The following is a 16,136-nucleotide window of genomic DNA, read 5'->3' on the forward strand; positions in this document are numbered from 1 at the left end:
GCCGCCACGGCGGACAGCGCGGCGACGGAGGCCACCGCGGCCGCCGAGGCGGCGGCCTTGACGGCGGCCCGGCCGGACCCGGGTTTCGCGACGCGACGACAGGACGCCATGGGTAGCCGCACTCCCTTCCGCAGTGTCGGGCTGAGAACTGCGGGCAGACAGTAGCCGGGGGGCTACCCACGGTCCAACGGCCGTGGGGTGCGGAGAAACTGACGCCCCGCCGAGTGACGCAGGTCACCGGCGGGGCGGGGGATCAGCGAGCGCGCTGGAGATTCGCCCTAAAGGATGGCTCTTGGGGCGGTTTGAGACCCGTTTTCCAGTTTCTGATCGGACCTTCCGGATCAGACCTTCCGGGTCAGACCTTCCGGATCAGACCCGGACGCCGAACTGGAACGGCATGTTGTCCATCGACTCGAAGCGCACGTTGGCACCGGGCTTGGGCGCGTGCAGCACCTGGCCGTTGCCCGCGTAGAGACCTATGTGGTGCAGGTCGCCGTAGAAGAGCACCAGGTCGCCCGGCTTGAGCTCACCGCGGCCGATGCGGCTGCCGGCGTTCGCCTGGTCCTGGGAGATCCGCGGCAACTGCACCCCGGCCTGCTGGTAGGCCCAGCCGGTGAGTCCGGAGCAGTCGAAGGAGGACGGACCGGTCGCGCCCCAGACGTACGGGGTGCCGATCTTCGTCTTGGCGGCGGCGAGGGCGGCGGCGGCACGCCCCGACTCGGGCGCCTCGTTGCCGAGGTCGACGCGCTCGCTGGAGCGGTTGGCGCGCTCGGCGTCCTTGGCCGCCAGCTTGGCGCGCTCCTTGGCGGTCAGGGTGTTGAGGAGGTTCCGGGCCTTGGACAGCTTGCCCTGGATCTCGTCCTTCTTCGTGCCGAGCGCCTTACGGGTGTCCGCCAGGTCCTGAAGCTTGGTGGACGCCTCCTCGCGCTGCTGCTTGAGGGTGCGCTGCTTGTCGGCGATCTTCCGCAGGGACTCGGCCTGCTTGCCGCTCAACTGGCTGAGGGTGGACGCCTTCTCGAGGTAGGTGTCCGGGTCGGAGGAGAGGAGGAGCTGCACCGAGGGGTCGATGCCGCCGGAGCGGTACTGGGCGGTGGCCATCGAACCCAGGCCGTTGCGCAGCTTGTTCAGGTCCTCCTGGCCGCGTGCCACCTTGTCCTGGAGATCGCCGACCTGCTTCTCCAGCTTCTGCTGCTTCTCCTTGGCGCCGTTGTACTTCTCGGTCGCCTGCTCCGCCTCTTCGTAGAGCTTGTCGACCTGCTCCTTGACGTCCTTCTTGTCCTGCTTCGGAGCGGCCTGGGCGGCCTGGGAAGTGAGAGCGACGGCGGCTGCCGCGGTCGCGGTGAGAACGGTTACCCGAGTGCGGCTCGGCTGCTTGGGTCGACGGTGGGACGCCACGAAGGCGAGCTCCTTCTTCCTCCAGCCGCCTACCGGGAGTTGGTGGGGTTGTGAAGCCCCGGCTCCGCGACAGGGCGCGGACTCGGCGGTACCTCCGCTGTCACCCCGGATGGGTGATCAACCGCGCGAAGGTTCGAGCCGACCTTAGTGACCCCGCCGTGATCCGTTCAAATCCCAACGGCAAAAAAGTCGCTCCGGAAGCGCATCTTTTACGAATGTCACACGGGCAGTGATGGTCGATCGACGCTCCGCTGACATCAGAAGCGGTTCGAGGCCGACCTCTGAAGAGAGTTCACACACGGAGCCCACAGAAGCGCGGAATCCGTGGAGACGGGAATAACGGAGATACCGGCTACGACGCCTCAGGTACGGGCAAGTCGCTTCAGCAGCAACGCGGATGCCACGGGGCGCGCTCCGGCGCGCGCCACCCCGTCGGCCACCTCGCGGTCGGTGGACACCACCACCACCGGCCGGCCCGGCGGCTCCGCGCGCACGATCTGGCGGATCAACTCGTCCGCCGTCACCCCCGGCTTGCTGAACAGCACCCGCACCCCGCGCGGCGGCGCGAGCAGCACCGGCGCGGCCAGCTCGGCCCCGTCGAAGACACAGGTCATCTCCGCGCCCGTCTGGGCCGCGAGCACCGCGAGACCGCCCAGCAGCCGCAGCCGCTGCTTCTCCAACGGCATCGTGGGATAGCCGGTCTTGGTGACGTTGTAGCCGTCCACCACCAGATGCGCCTGCGGCAGCGCGAGCAACTGGTCCAGCAGGGCCGGGTCCATCTCCGACAGCGCCCTGGTCGCTATGTCCTTCGGCGTCATCTTCCCCGGCTCCACGGCGTCCACCATGTCCGCCGGGCGCATCGACGCGGGCGGCAGGGCCAGTTCGCGCCGCAGCCCCTGCGCCGCGTCCAGCACCGTGTCCAGCAGCAGCCGCAGCCGCATGTCCTCCACGCTGCGCCCCTCGCGCACCGCCCGCCGGCTGGCCTCCAGCGCCGACTCCGCCTCCGCGAGCCGGGCCCGCAGCCGCCGCGCCTCGCTGTCCGCGGTGGCCTGACGGGCCACCGCCTCCGCACGTACGGACTCCAGCTCCGCCTCGGCCTTGCGCACCGCGGCCGCGCCCCGCCGCACATCGCTCAGCGCGCTGCGCAGCTTGCGGTGCAGCCCGTCGTTCTCCTTGCGGGCCGCCTCCAGCTCGCCGCGCGTCCGCTCCGTCTCATGCTTGGTGGCCGCCTTGGCCTCGGCGAGTTCGTCGCGCAGCCGCTGAAGCTCGCGCGCCGCCTCCTCACCGGCCCGCTCGGCGGAGGCCCGCTGGGCCTCCTCGCCCGCCGCCTCGACCAGCTTGACCCAGCCCACCGGCCGCAGCACATACGCCACCGCCGCCACATCCACCGGATCGGCCGCGGCGGGCGGCGATCCGCCCTCGATGGCCTCGGCCAGCTCCCGCTGGGTCTCCCGCAGCCGTCCCGCGATCCGCTGCCGGAAGACGGGGTCGCTCTCCACCGCGGCGGCCATCGCGTTGCCCGCGAACTTGGCGCGGCGGGTCGGGGTGAAACGGGCGTACTGCCGCAACTGGGTGGGCAACTCGGTGACCGTCAGGCCACCGAAGGCGTCCGCGACCAGCGCCACCACCCGCCGCCGCACCCCTTCCGGCAGCGGGCGGTCCAGCGCCTCGGTGACGCCCTCGGCGTCACCGGCCGCCCCGGGGTCGCCGGTCCGCTCCACCACCTGTTTCGCTCCGTTCTCAGGCGCTCAGGCCGGTGCTCGGACGGTCCACGAGTTCAACCTGGTCGACCGCGTTGCACCAGCGACAGCGCACTGACTCAATGGTCTCACTGAGCACCTCGCGTTCCTCGACACTGGGTTCCCCGGCCAAGTCGAGATGCACATATTCCACGGCTCTGGTCGCGCGGGTCACATCGAACCGGGTGAGATTGCCGCACAGTGTGCAACGCCAGCGGGTCCGGTCGGTCGGCAGGGGCACGGCCATGGTTGCGGGTCCTCGCTTCTCGGCTCGTCGGCGGCGTCCTGTAACCCTACGGCCTGAGCCTTGCCCCGCGCCGGGCCCGTCCCGCCCGCGTCCCGGGCAGCGGCGCGGCGAGGCGCTCTGTGGAGGTTGCGCCCGGTACGGAATGATCTGACCATGATCGAGACGTCGTCGGGGCGCGGCCGCCCCTGGATGGCGGGGCCCGGCCGCCCGTGGGTGACATACGGCCTGATCGTGAGCTGCTGCCTGCTCTTCGCCATCGGACCGGCCTCGGGGCTCAACCCCGGCTATGGCACGGGCGGGCGGCTGGTGGAGGCCCAGTCCACGTACTTCGAGCGCTGGGGAGTGGTGCCCAGCGCCCTGTGGAGCGGCGACCCCGATCAGCCGCTCGCCCCGCTGACCGCGCTGTTCGTGCACGGAAACTGGCTGCATCTGCTCGGCAACATGCTGTTTCTCTACGTCTTCGGGGCGATGACCGAGGAGCGGATGGGGCGAGTCCAGTTCGCCGTCTTCTACCTCGTCACGGGCTATCTGGCGCTGCTCGGCTACGCCGCCGCGCACGCCGACTCGGCCCAGACCCTGGTGGGCGCCTCAGGGTCCATTTCCGGTGTGCTCGGCGCCTTCCTGTGGCTGTTTCCCCGTGCCCGGGTGACCAGTCTCTTTCCGTTTCTGTTCTTTCTGCCGCTGCGCTTTCCGGCCTGGGCGGTGCTGATCTTCTGGGTGGCCCTCCAGTGGCTGGCCGCCCGGCAGGCCGACGACAGCCCCGGCGTCGCCTATCTCGCCCATCTCGTGGGCTTCACGCTCGGCTTTCTCTACGCGTGGGGGCGGTTCGGGAGGACGACTAGAGTGGGCGGCGCAGCCAGGGCCAGTGAGGGAGAAAGCCAGCCGTGATCACTTCGATCGTGCTCATCAAGACCAGCGTGGACCGGATTCCGGAGACCGCCGAGAAGATCGCCGCGCTGGAGAACGTGAGCGAGGTCTACTCGGTCACCGGCGCGCACGATCTGATCGCGATGGTGCGGGTGGCCCGGCACGACGACCTCGCGGACATCATCACCGGCCAGATCAGCAAGCTGCCCGGGGTGGCCTCCACCGAGACGCATATCGCCTTCCGGACGTACTCGCAGCACGACCTCGAGGCGGCGTTCGCGATCGGCCTGGACGGCTAGCACAACACCCCCGGGGCTCTGGGTCCCGGCACTCCCGGGGCCCAGAGGCTCCCTCAGCCCCCGGCGCCCTGGGCCCAGGGGCTCAGCCGCGGGCCCAGGGGCTTCAACCCCCGGGCCCAGGGGCTCAGCCGCGATCCGGGACGCAGCGGCCGTCCTCGGTGCGGTAGCTCCAGCGCGCGCCCTCGCGCACCAGCTCCTTCACGGCCCCGACGAACCGCTCCACATGCTCATCCGGAGTGCCGGCGCCGAAGCTGACCCGGATCGCGTTCAGCGAGCGCTCCCCCGGCGCGGCCTCCGGCGCACCGCATTCGCCCGGCTCGTCGGGCTCGCTGTCCAGCAGGGTGCGGACCAGCGGATGCGCGCAGAAGAGGCCGTCCCGTACGCCGATGCCGTACTCCGCGGAGAGCGCCGCCGCGAAGTGGGAGCTGTTCCAGCCCTCCACCACGAACGACAGCACCCCGACCCGGGGGGCGTCGTCGCCGAACAGCGAGAGCACCCGCACCTCGGGCACCTCGGCCAGCCCCGCCCGCACCCTCTCGATCAGCTCTCGCTCACGGGCGACCAGGCCCTCGAAACCGGCCTCGGTCAGCGCCCTGCACGCCGACGCGATGGCGTAGCAGCCGATGACGTTCGGCGAGCCCGCCTCGTGCCGGGCGGCGGTGGTGTGCCACTCCACGTCGACACCGCCGTCGTCCCTGCGCGTCACCTTACGGCTGGCGCCACCGCCCGCCAGATACGGCCGGGCCTCGCGGAGCCAGTCCGCCCGCCCGGCCAGCACACCGGCGCCGAAGGGCGCGTACAGCTTGTGCCCGGAGAAGGCCACCCAGTCGACGTCCGCCTCCGCGATGTCCACCGGGTGGTGCGGGGCAAGCTGCGCGGCGTCCAGGACGATACGGGCGCCGTGGGCGTGCGCGGCGGCGGCCAGCTCGCGCACCGGCCACAGCTCACCGGTCACATTGGACGCGCCGGTCACGCAGACCAGCGCCGGGCCCTCGGCGCGCCCCGCCAGCGCCTTCTCCAGCGTCTCCACCGCCTGCCGCGGGGAGCGCGGGGCGCTGAGGTAGCGGACGGTGACGTCCTCCCGCTGCTCCCACGGCAGCAGCGAGGCGTGGTGCTCGGTCTCGAAGACGAAGACCTCGGTGCCGCTCGGCGCCACGGCGGCCAGGAGGTTGAGCGAATCGGTGGTGGAGCGGGTGAAGACGACCTGGTCGTCCGCGCGGCAGCCGAGGAAGGCGGCGACGTCCTTACGGCTGTTCTCGAAGAGATCGGTGGAGAGCTGCGAGAGGTAGCCCGCCCCGCGGTGCACGCTGCCGTAGTACGGCGCGTAGGCGGCGATGTCGTCCCAGACCCGGCGCAGCGCGGGGGCGCTGGCGGCGTAGTCGAGCGCCGCGTAGGTCACCTCGCCCCCGGTGACCAGGGGCACCAGGACATCGCTGCCCAGCACGGGCAGCGGCGCACAGCCGGCGCCGGCGGAATCAGCGGAATCAGCGGACTCGGCGGCGGAGGCGGAGGCGGAGGCGGTGGCAGCAGGGCGTGCGGACATGGCGAAGTCTCCCGGGAGGGTCGAAGGCGTGAGAATGCGTGACGCGTACAAAGACGGCGGTAAGGCGGCCGTCAGGGCGCGGAAGGTCGCTCGACGCACGGCGGGACCGCGCGGAGCACTGGAGGGGAAACGGGCCGCTCGGCCCTAGCGCATTCGCTGCATCACGGAAGAACTCCCTCGACCACCAGGACCCCTAGTGCGAGGGGTCCGCGCTTGCCGCCGGCCTCGCTGCCTGGCGGCCTGGTCATCACCCGGGGCACCCCGCCACGGACGGAGGGTTGCCGGACAGCGGGCCGGGGCCGTAGTCGCTGTCACTCGTGACCTGGCGAGGATTATGCCATGCCATACGGCGGCGCCCATGCCCTGTCCGCATCCCGGACAGGACACGGACAGAACATGGGCGCCGTAAGGCCAACGCCCAACCGTAAGGGCAACGCCTCACCGTAAGGCCAACGCCTCACCGTAAGGGCAACGCCTCACCGTAAGGGCGACGCCTAGGCGTGGGTGGCCCGCACCCACCGCTCGAGGACGTCGCGCGCCGCGCCCGAGTCGATGGACTCGGCGGCCCGCGCGATACCCGCCGCGATCCGGTCCGCCAGGGGCTTGTCCCCCGGCTCCGGCTCGAGCGCCACCAGCGCCGCCGCCGAGTTCAGCAGCACCGCGTCCCGGACCGGGCCCCGCTCGCCCGCCAGCAGCCGGCGGGCCACATCGGCGTTGTACGAGGCGTCCGCGCCGCGCAGGGCCTCCACAGGGGCCCGCTCGATGCCCACGTCCCGCGGGTCGAGGGTCTCCTGGCGCACGGCGCCGCCCCGGACCTCCCACACCTGGGAGGTCGTGGTCACGGTCAGCTCGTCCAGCCCGTCGTCGCCGCGGACGACCAGCGCGGAGGAGCCCCGCTCGGCCAGCACACCGGCGATGATGGGCGCCATCCGGGCATCCGCGACCCCGGTCGCCTGGCACTTCACCCGCGCCGGGTTGGTCAGCGGGCCGAGCAGGTTGAACGGGGTGGCCACGCCCAGCTCGCGGCGGGCCGAGGCGACATGCCGCAGCGACGGGTGGAACTTCACCGCGAAGCAGAAGGTGATCCCCGCCTCCTCCGCGACCTCGACGACCCGCTCGGGGGTGATGTCCAGATTGACGCCGAGCTTCTCCAGTACGTCGGAGGCGCCACTGGCGGAGGACGAGGCGCGGTTGCCGTGCTTGACGACCCGCGCGCCGGTACCGGCGACGACCAGCGCGGACATGGTGGAGATATTGACGGTCCTGGCGCGGTCGCCGCCGGTGCCGACGATGTCCACGGTCGCCCCGGGCACCTCGATCACCTTGGCGTGCTCGTACATGGCCCGCACCAGACCGGCCACCTCGGAGACCGTCTCGCCCTTGGCGCGCAGCGCGATCGCGAAACCGGCGATCTGGGCGTCGGTGGCCTCGCCCCGCATGATCCGGTCCATGGCCCAGGCGGTGTCGTCGGCATCGAGGTCCAGGCCGGCGATCAGCGAGCTCAGTACGTCCGGCCAGGTGCGGGCCGTCGCGGTGCTGTCGCCTCCGGCGGGGGTCACAACGTCCATGGTCCGCTCCTGGATCCGTGGGGGTGGGCAGGGAAGGGGCCGCGCACGTCAGCGGCCCGCCGCCAGCCTATCGGGAGCACGACCAGGGCCCCGGCCGGACCGTGTGGTCCGGGCCGGGGCCCTGGTCTGTGGCGTTCAGCTAGCGTGCGAGAGCGGTACGGCGGAGATCAGTGGTGGCCGTGGCCGCTGGTGATCTCGTGGTACTCCTCGCGGGTCGGCTTCGGAATGACGTTGTCCTCGCCGTAGTAGCCCTTGGAGAGCTTGGAACGGATCCGCTGCGCGGGCGTCACCTTCCGCTTGACCCCGTTCTCGTCGGTCTCGGGGCCGATCTCATAGGGCTCGGGCTGCTCGTGCTGGGTCAGCATGTGCAACTGCTCCGGCGCGAGCGGCTCGTGGACCTCGACGAACTCACCGTGCGGCAGCCGCTTGATGATGCCGGTCTCACGGCCGTGCAGCACCTTGTCGCGGTCGCGCCGCTGGAGGCCGAGGCAGATCCGCTTGGTGGCGATGAAGGCCAGGACCGGGCCGGCGAAGAAGCCGATCCGCACGAACCACGTGATCGAGTTGATCGACAGGTGGAAGTGGGTGGCCCACAGGTCGTTGCCGCCACCGATCAGCATCACGAAGTACGCGGTCAGCCAGGCGACGCCGAAGGCCGTACGGGTCGGGGCGTTGCGCGGGCGGTCCAGGATGTGGTGCTCGCGCTTGTCGCCGGTGATCCAGGACTCGATGAACGGGTAGAGCCCGATCGCGAAGAGGACCAGCGGGAAGAGCACGATCGGGATGAACACGCCCAGGACGAGCGTGTGGCCCCAGGCGGTGATCTCCCAGCCGGGCATCACCCGGACCAGACCCTCGGCGAAGCCCATGTACCAGTCGGGCTGGGCGCCGGTGGACACCTGGTCGGGCCGGTAGGGACCGATGGTCCACACCGGGTTGATGGTCGCGACCGCGGACAGGACCGCGATCACACCGAAGACCAGGAAGAAGAAGCCGCCCGCCTTGGCCATGTAGACCGGCAGCAGGGGCATGCCGACGACGTTCTTCTCGGTCTTTCCGGCCCCGGGGTACTGCGTGTGCTTGTGGTAGAAGACCAGGATCAGGTGCGCCACCAGCAGGCCGAGCATGATGCCCGGCAGCAGCAGGACGTGGACCGGGTAGAGCCTCGGGATGAGGTCCATCCCGGGGAACTCGCCGCCGAAGACGAACATCGAGATGTAGGTGCCGACCACCGGGATCGACAGGAACACGCCCTCGATGAACCGCAGACCGGTGCCGGAGAGCAGGTCGTCGGGGAGCGAGTAGCCGGTGAAGCCGGTCAGCATGCCGAGGAAGAACAGCAGGAAGCCGAAGAGCCAGTTGATCTCACGCGGCTTGCGGAACGCACCGGTGAAGAACACGCGCATCATGTGCGTGAACATGCCGCACAGGAAGACCAGCGCGGCCCAGTGGTGGATCTGCCGGATCAGCAGACCGCCCCGCACCTCGAAGCTGATGTCCAGCGTCGAGGCGAACGCCTCGGACATCCGCACGCCCTGCATCGGGACGTACGGGCCGTGGTAGGTGACCTCTTCCATGCTGGGGTGGAAGAACAGCGTCAGATACACACCCGTGAGGATGATGATGATGAAGCTGTAGAGGCAGACCTCGCCCAGCATGAAGGACCAGTGGTCCGGGAAGATCTTGCGCATATTGGCCTTGGCCAGGCTGTAGACGCCCAGCCGGCCGTCGGCCCAGTCGGCGACACGCTCGCCCGCGGGCGCTTTGCCGCGGCGCTGCTGCGCACCGCTGTCGCTTGTAGTACTCATCCGCGCTCCCAGTAAGCAGGACCGACGGGCTCCGGGAAGTCGCCCATGGCTTCGAGGTACCCCTGGTCGTTGGCCCGGATCCGCAACTGCGGCAGCGCGTGACCGGCCGGACCGAAGATCACTCGGCCACCGTCGGAGAGGTCGAAGGTCGACTGGTGGCAGGGGCACAGGACGTGGTGCGTCTGCTGCTCATAGAGGTTGATCGGGCAGCCGACGTGGGTGCAGACCTTGGAGAACGCGACGATGCCCTCGTGCGACCAGTCCAGCTCGCGCTTGTCCTTGATGTTCTCCGGCTGAAGCCGGACCAGCATCAGGGCCGCCTTGGCGATCTCCGTCTGGAAGTCGTGCTGGTCCTCGCTCATGCCCTCGGGCATGGCGAAGGTGAGCGAACCGACGGAGATGTCCTCGGGGCGCAGCGGCTGCATGGTGTTGTAGTTCATCAGCCGCTTGCCCTTGGCCCACTTGGTGTGCCGCAGCTTGGTGCCCGGCAGCGGACCGAGGTCCCGCAGCAGCACGACGCCGGAGAGCGGCACCAGCGCGAGCGCGCCGAAGAGGGTGTTGCGGGCCAGCTTGCGCCGGCCGAAGCCGGACTCCTTGGCACCGGCCGCGAAGTCCTCGAGGACCTTCGACTTCACCTCAGGGCTGGCCTCGATGGGGTGCCGCTCGTCGGCGATCTCCTCGTCGGACATCAGGGTGCGGGCCCAGTGGACCGCGCCCGCGCCGATGGCGAACAGCGCGATGCCGAGCGTCACACCGAGCGCGAAGTTGAGCGCGCTGATGTGCCCGATCGGGAAGACGTAGATGTACTTGTCGACCGGGAGCGCCACATACGCGGCGATGAACGCGATCGTGGCCACCATCGAGACCGTGAAGAGCAGGGCGACGGTGCGCTCGGAACGCCGTGCGGCCCGCTCGTCGATGTCCTGCACACGGTGCTCGTGGGGGGGCAGCCCCGGGTCGGCGAACGGGTCCTCGACCGGCCTTACGGCGCTCTCGGTCCCTCGCTCTTCCGGCAGCTTGTCTTCTGCTTCTGAAATCTCGTGGCTACTCATGACTTCTTGGCCTTTGCGGTCCGGGCGGCGACCCAGATGGTGAGGACGATCATCGCGCCCATACCGAAGACCCAGCCGAACAGACCCTCGCTCACCGGGCCGAGCCCGCCGAGCTCGAGGCCACCGGGAGTCTTGCTCTTGTCGCTGTTGACCGTGTCGAGGTAGGCGATGATGTCCTGCTTGTTCTTCGCCGGCATCACGGTGTCGGGGAAGTTGGGCATGTTCTGCGGGCCGGTCTGCATGGCCTCGTAGAGGTGCTTGGGGCTGACCCCGTCCAGACCCGGTGCGTACTTGCCGTTGGTGAGGGCACCACCCTTACCGGCGAAGTTGTGGCACTGCGCGCAGTTCGTACGGAAGAGCTCCCCGCCCTTCGCGACATCCGCGCCTTCCGGGCTGTACTCACTCTTGGTGGGCGTCACCGGACCCGCACCGAGCGAGGCGATGTAGCCGGCGAGCTGCTCGATCTCGGCGTCCGAGTAGATCTTCTTCTTCTTCGGCACCTGAGCGCCCGGCTGCTGCGCGGGCATCCGGCCGGTGCCGACCTGGAAGTCCACGGCGGCGGAGCCGACGCCGACCAGGCTCGGGCCGTCAGAGGTCCCCTGACCGCCCGTGCCATGGCAGCTTGCGCAGCCGACGGCATAGAGCTTCTTGCCCTCCTCGATGGCGAGGGACTGGGCGGAGCTGTCGTCGGCCTTCGCCTCGCTCGGCGAAAACGCGGCGTACAGCCCCCCAGTGACCGCCAGCGCGAAGAGTAGGACGACGAGCGCAGCCAGCGGATGGCGCCGTCGTGCGGAGAGCTTTTTCACGGATTACCCCGGTGTCAGGATCTTCTGCGTCGATGCTGTTAAGGACGTGGTTCCGGTGCGGTGACCGGCTTACTTGATCATGTAGATCGTGGCGAAGAGGCCGATCCAGACGACATCGACGAAGTGCCAGTAGTAGGACACGACGATGGCCGCCGTCGCCTGCTGGTGGGTGAACCTCTTGGCCGCGTACGTCCTGCCCAGGACAAACAGGAAGGCGAACAGGCCGCCCGTCACATGCATGCCGTGGAAGCCGGTGGTCAGGTAGAACACCGAGCCGTACGGGTCGGAGGAGAGCGAGAGCCCATCCTTCTTGACCAGCTCGGTGTATTCGAAGATCTGACCGCCGATGAAGATCGCGCCCATGATGAAGGTGATCACGAACCAGGTGCGCAGCTTCTTCACGTCGCCGCGCTCGGCGGCGAAGACGCCGAGCTGGCAGGTGAGGGAGGAGAGCACCAGGATCGTGGTGTTCGTCGCGGAGAACGGGAAGTTCAGCGCGGACGCCATTTCCTTCCAGTGCTCGGCTCCGGTCACCGATCGCAGGGTGAAGTACATCGCGAAGAGGGCCGCGAAGAACATCAGCTCGGAACTCAGCCAGATGATGGTTCCGACGCTGGTGAGGTTCGGCCGGTTGACCGACGGGTGCGCGTGCCCGGTTTCTACTGCTGTTGCTGTCGCCACGACCGACATTATGTCGGTCGCTTATCCAGCGCTCACTCCCGGGGGTCCCGTTCGGAGTGTCAAGGACCGTGGCGGGGGCATCGACCCTGCTCGTCGGGGTTGTTCGGGACCGTCCCCCGAAGGAGGGAGAGATCCGTACGCCCCCTCCTCCGGACGGCTGTACGGGAGTAGCATCCGCCACAGGAGCCCGGCAGATCACTTACTTCGCCCGGAGGTCATGATGCGGCCGATCGCAACGGTGCTGGTCTACAGCGATGACGCGAGCACCCGCGAACAGGTGCGCCTCGCGGCCGGGCGGCGGCCCGCCCCCGATGTGCCACCGGTGGAATTTCTGGAGTGCGCCACCCTCCCGGCCGTTCTCAAGGCGCTGGAGGAGGGCGGCATCGACGTCTGTGTGCTGGACGGCGAGACGGCGCCCGCGGGCGGGATGGGCGTCTGCCGGCAGATCAAGGACGAGATCTTCCAGTGCCCGCCGGTGCTGCTGCTCATCGGCCGCCCGCAGGACGCCTGGCTGGCCACCTGGAGCCGCGCGGAGGCCGCCGTCACGCATCCGGTGGACCCGGTGGCCCTGGCGGACGCACTGGCCGGGCTGCTCCGCCGGCGGCTCTCCGTGGGCGCCTGACCGCACCGTCCGCCCCCCCCTGCTCAGACCTGGGGACGGAGCCGGGCGGAGTCGGCGGTCGTGTCGTCGGACTGGCCGCCGGAGACGGCGCTGCCCTTGCGCCAGTCCGCCCAGGCCATGTTCCAGTCGCCGTAGCCGTTGCTGAACGGCGCCATATCGTCTCCGTTGCTGTGTACGACCTGGACGATGTCGCCCAGGCGCACGGTGTTGAAGAACCACTCGGCGTTCGCCGTGCTCATGCCCGTACAGCCGTGGCTGACGTTGGCGTAGCCCTGCGAACCGGTGGACCAGGGTGCGGCGTGGACGTATTCGCCGCTCTTGGTCACCCGGGCGGCCCAGTAGACCATCAGGTCGTAGGAGCCGGCGCCGAGTCCGATGCTGGCGCCCGTCATCCGTACGGCGGATTCCTTGGCCAGCACCACCTTGATGCCGTTCCGGGTGTCGAATCCGGGCATACCGGTGGTGATCGGGATGGTCCGGATCGGCACCCCGTTGCGCTTCACCGTCATCTGGTGGGTGCCGGAGTCGGTGAGCGCCTCCAGGCGGTCGCCGGTGGTCAGCCGCAGCGACTTGGCATCGCCGCCGTAGAGCCCACCGCCGATCCTGATGCCCTTGAGGTTGGAATGGGCCGTGATGGTGGCGTGGGCGGGCCAGTACTCCTGCGGGCGGTAGTGCAGGTTGCGGCTGTCCACCCAGTGCCAGACGCCCTCCACGGCGGGCCGTGAGTCCACCTTCAGGGCGCGCTCGATCACGGCGCGGGCCGAGGGGTCCTTGACGGGCCGGCTCAGCTTGGCCGTGATGGGCTGCCCCACCCCGTACTCCCCCGCCTTCGGGCCGAAGGTGACCTTCAGCAGCCGGCGGGCGGAGCTGGTGGTGAAGTCGACGGTACGGCGGCCAGGAGCGCCGTTGGAGTCCTCTGTGGACACCTTCAGCGTGTAGTGGGCGCCCGCGGCCAGCGGCACGGTACTGCGCCAGTGCTTGCCGTCGTGCGCCAGCTCGCCGCGGACGTAGCGGCCCGCCGCGTCGGTGGCCGTGACGTCCGTGATCCGGCTGTCGTCGCCCTTGGCGGTGACTTCGAGCGGCTTGTCCGGATCGGCCTTGCGGCCGTCGCCGTCACCGCTGAACGAGATCTGGTCGGCGGCGTCGTACGGCTTGGCGGACAGGGGGTCGGGGGATCCCGCGCATCCGCTCACACCCGCCATCAGCGGCGCCACCAGCAGGCCGCAGGTCAGCACCGCCCGGCTTCGGAGTGATCGAGGTGTGTGGCTCATGGACTCAACGTAAGAACGGCGTCCTTGAACGGCGCGCGGAGTGAGGCAGCGGGGTGAACCGGCGGCCCCCCACCGGGGCCGCGGCCCGGCGCCGGCCCGCGACGCCGAGCGGGGCCCGGACACCTGGGGAGGTGTCCGGGCCCCGCTCGTTTCGCCGGTCGCGTCGGCCGACTGGCCGGTTACTGGTTGGCGTTCTCGCCGCGGTAGTACTCGAAGACCCAGCCGAAGAGACCGATCATGACCATCGGGGCCGAGAAGAAGAGCAGCCACCAGCCGAAGATCACGCCCAGGAAGGCCAGGGCGCCACCGACGGCCAGGGAGAGCGGCTGCCAGCTATGCGGGGAGAAGAATCCCAGCTCGCCGGCGTCGTCCGCGACATCCGCGTCCTTGTTGTCCTGCGCTCCGACATCCACCCGGCGCGCCGTGAAGGCCAGGTAGAAGCCGATCATGATGCTCAGCCCGAAGGCCAGGAAGAGCGCGGTGGTGCCGGCCGGCTCCTTCGACCACACGCCATAGACGATCGCCATGACGAGGATGAAGACGGCCAGCCAGACGAACATCCGGCCTTGGACCTTCACTTGCCGGCCTCCTTACCACCCGCGAGGGCCTTGTCCTCGTCGGGCGCACCGTGGTTCTGGAGCTGGTCGAGCGCCGCGATCTCCGGGTGGTGCAGGTCGAACGCCGGGGATTCGGAGCGGATCCGCGGCAGGGTGAGGAAGTTGTGCCGCGGGGGCGGGCAGGAGGTCGCCCACTCCAGCGAACGGCCGTAGCCCCAGGGGTCGTCGACCTCGACCTTCTTGCCGTACTTGGCGGTCTTCCAGACGTTGTAGAGGAACGGCAGGATCGACAGGCCCAGCAGGAAGGAGCTGATGGTCGAGATGGTGTTGAGCGTGGTGATGCCGTCGGCCGCCAGGTAGTCGGCGTACCGGCGGGGCATGCCCTCGGCGCCCAGCCAGTGCTGCACCAGGAACGTGCCGTGGAAGCCCACGAACAGCGTCCAGAAGGTGATCTTGCCGAGCCGCTCGTCCAGCATCTTGCCGGTGAACTTGGGCCACCAGAAGTGGAATCCGGCGAACATCGCGAAGACCACGGTGCCGAACACCACGTAGTGGAAGTGGGCCACCACGAAGTAGGTGTCCGAGACGTGGAAGTCCATCGGCGGCGACGCCAGGATCACACCGGTCAGACCACCGAAGGTGAAGGTGATCAGGAAGCCGATCGCCCAGAGCATCGGGGTCTCGAAGCTCAGCGACCCCTTCCACATCGTGCCGATCCAGTTGAAGAACTTGATACCGGTCGGCACCGCGATGAGGAACGTCATGAACGAGAAGAACGGCAACAGCACTCCGCCGGTGACATACATGTGGTGGGCCCACACCGTCACCGAGAGACCGGCGATCGAAATCGTCGCGGCGATCAGGGAGATGTAACCGAACATCGGCTTCCGGGAGAAGACCGGAATGACCTCGGAAATGATGCCGAAGAACGGTAGCGCGATGATGTACACCTCTGGATGGCCGAAGAACCAGAAGAGGTGTTGCCAGAGCAACGCGCCGCCATTGGCCGCGTCGAAGACATGTGCCCCGAATTTTCGGTCCGCCTCCAGGGCGAACAGCGCGGCGGCCAGCACCGGGAAGGCGAGCAGCACCAGCACCGCGGTCAGCAGCACGTTCCAGGTGAAGATCGGCATGCGGAACATCGTCATGCCCGGAGCGCGCATGCAGATGATCGTGGTGATGAAGTTGACCGCACCGAGGATCGTGCCGAAGCCGGAGAGGGCCAGACCCATGATCCACATGTCCGCGCCCACACCCGGCGAACGGACCGCGTCCGACAGCGGGGAGTAGGCGAACCAGCCGAAGTCGGCCGCGCCCTGCGGGGTCAGGAACCCGCCCACCGCGATCAGCGAGCCGAAGAGATACAGCCAGTACGCGAACATGTTCAGCCGCGGGAACGCCACATCGGGCGCACCGATCTGAAGCGGCATGATCCAGTTCGTGAAGCCCGCGAACAGCGGGGTGGCGAACATCAGCAGCATGATCGTGCCATGCATGGTGAACGCCTGGTTGAACTGCTCGTTCGACATGATCTGCGTGCCCGGACGGGCCAGCTCGGCGCGCATGAGGAGCGCCATCAGGCCGCCGATGCAGAAGAACGCGAACGACGTGACGAGGTAGAGCGTGCCGATCGTCTTGTGGTCGGTGGTGGTCAGCCACTTGACGACGACATTGCCCGGCT

The 16,136-nt window shown here is 69.1% G+C and carries 15 protein-coding genes and 1 riboswitch; of the genes, 3 read left to right on the top strand and 12 right to left on the bottom strand.

What is annotated here, in order from left to right:
- Positions 1 to 369: 369 nt before the first annotated feature.
- From KN815_RS34170 to KN815_RS34180, 3 genes are all read right to left on the bottom strand, one after another.
- Complete coding sequence (locus KN815_RS34170; RefSeq protein WP_216345728.1) at positions 370 to 1,395, bottom strand: C40 family peptidase; 1,026 nt, start codon at positions 1,393 to 1,395, stop codon at positions 370 to 372.
- Between the two features lie 362 nt (positions 1,396 to 1,757).
- Positions 1,758 to 3,119, bottom strand: coding sequence for an NYN domain-containing protein (locus tag KN815_RS34175; RefSeq protein WP_216345729.1), 1,362 nt, complete (start codon positions 3,117 to 3,119; stop codon positions 1,758 to 1,760).
- A 16-nt stretch (positions 3,120 to 3,135) separates the two neighbouring features.
- Complete coding sequence (locus KN815_RS34180; RefSeq protein WP_216345730.1) at positions 3,136 to 3,381, bottom strand: hypothetical protein; 246 nt, start codon at positions 3,379 to 3,381, stop codon at positions 3,136 to 3,138.
- A 153-nt stretch (positions 3,382 to 3,534) separates the two neighbouring features.
- On the opposite strand from KN815_RS34180, the gene KN815_RS34185 reads away from it, so the two are divergent.
- Both KN815_RS34185 and KN815_RS34190 read left to right on the top strand, forming a co-directional pair.
- Positions 3,535 to 4,269, top strand: coding sequence for a rhomboid family intramembrane serine protease (locus KN815_RS34185; RefSeq protein WP_216345731.1), 735 nt, complete (start codon positions 3,535 to 3,537; stop codon positions 4,267 to 4,269).
- Entirely contained in the window at positions 4,266 to 4,547 is a 282-nt protein-coding gene (locus tag KN815_RS34190) for an Lrp/AsnC family transcriptional regulator (protein WP_014060065.1), read from the top strand. Before KN815_RS34185 ends, KN815_RS34190 begins: the two co-directional genes overlap by 4 nt.
- A gap of 124 nt (positions 4,548 to 4,671) precedes the next feature.
- On the opposite strand, the gene KN815_RS34195 is transcribed toward KN815_RS34190, so the two are convergent.
- The 6 genes from KN815_RS34195 to ctaE all read right to left on the bottom strand — a co-directional run bounded on the left by KN815_RS34195 (position 4,672) and on the right by ctaE (position 12,014).
- Positions 4,672 to 6,090 carry an aminotransferase class V-fold PLP-dependent enzyme gene (locus tag KN815_RS34195; RefSeq protein ID WP_216345732.1) on the bottom strand — a complete coding sequence of 473 codons (1,419 nt, stop codon included), beginning with the start codon at positions 6,088 to 6,090 and terminating at the stop codon, positions 4,672 to 4,674.
- Between the two features lie 204 nt (positions 6,091 to 6,294).
- Positions 6,295 to 6,413: riboswitch (SAM riboswitch) on the bottom strand.
- 171 nt (positions 6,414 to 6,584) lie between these two features.
- On the bottom strand, positions 6,585 to 7,658 hold the full coding sequence (gene trpD / locus KN815_RS34200; RefSeq protein ID WP_216345733.1) for an anthranilate phosphoribosyltransferase: 1,074 nt from the start codon (positions 7,656 to 7,658) through the stop codon (positions 6,585 to 6,587).
- Positions 7,659 to 7,825: 167 nt separating this feature from the next.
- The gene (gene qcrB / locus KN815_RS34205; protein ID WP_216345734.1) at positions 7,826 to 9,466 is read right to left on the bottom strand and encodes a cytochrome bc1 complex cytochrome b subunit; all 1,641 of its coding nucleotides are present in this window, start codon (positions 9,464 to 9,466) and stop codon (positions 7,826 to 7,828) included.
- Positions 9,463 to 10,518, bottom strand: a complete 1,056-nt coding sequence (qcrA, locus tag KN815_RS34210; RefSeq protein ID WP_216345735.1) for a cytochrome bc1 complex Rieske iron-sulfur subunit — start codon at positions 10,516 to 10,518, stop codon at positions 9,463 to 9,465. The genes qcrB and qcrA overlap by 4 nt, the downstream gene beginning before the upstream one ends.
- On the bottom strand, positions 10,515 to 11,324 hold the full coding sequence (gene qcrC, locus KN815_RS34215; protein ID WP_216345736.1) for a cytochrome bc1 complex diheme cytochrome c subunit: 810 nt from the start codon (positions 11,322 to 11,324) through the stop codon (positions 10,515 to 10,517). The genes qcrA and qcrC overlap by 4 nt, the downstream gene beginning before the upstream one ends.
- Positions 11,325 to 11,393: 69 nt before the next feature.
- The gene (ctaE, locus tag KN815_RS34220; protein ID WP_216345737.1) at positions 11,394 to 12,014 is read right to left on the bottom strand and encodes an aa3-type cytochrome oxidase subunit III; all 621 of its coding nucleotides are present in this window, start codon (positions 12,012 to 12,014) and stop codon (positions 11,394 to 11,396) included.
- A gap of 211 nt (positions 12,015 to 12,225) precedes the next feature.
- On the opposite strand from ctaE, the gene KN815_RS34225 reads away from it, so the two are divergent.
- A complete protein-coding gene (locus tag KN815_RS34225) occupies positions 12,226 to 12,627 on the top strand; it encodes a hypothetical protein (protein WP_216345738.1) in 402 nt (133 codons plus the stop codon).
- Positions 12,628 to 12,650: 23 nt separating this feature from the next.
- Here KN815_RS34225 and KN815_RS34230 read toward each other — a convergent pair whose 3' ends face one another.
- From KN815_RS34230 to ctaD, 3 genes are all read right to left on the bottom strand, one after another.
- On the bottom strand, positions 12,651 to 13,898 hold the full coding sequence (locus KN815_RS34230) for a L,D-transpeptidase (RefSeq protein WP_216345739.1): 1,248 nt from the start codon (positions 13,896 to 13,898) through the stop codon (positions 12,651 to 12,653).
- Between the two features lie 179 nt (positions 13,899 to 14,077).
- Positions 14,078 to 14,476, bottom strand: coding sequence for a cytochrome c oxidase subunit 4 (locus tag KN815_RS34235; protein ID WP_216345740.1), 399 nt, complete (start codon positions 14,474 to 14,476; stop codon positions 14,078 to 14,080).
- A partial coding sequence (gene ctaD, locus KN815_RS34240) for an aa3-type cytochrome oxidase subunit I (protein WP_216345741.1) occupies positions 14,473 to 16,136 on the bottom strand: 1,664 nt, incomplete at its 5' end. The genes ctaD and KN815_RS34235, both read right to left, overlap by 4 nt.

The sequence above is a fragment of the Streptomyces niphimycinicus genome (genome assembly GCF_018883605.1).
Lineage (GTDB): Bacteria > Actinomycetota > Actinomycetes > Streptomycetales > Streptomycetaceae > Streptomyces > Streptomyces niphimycinicus.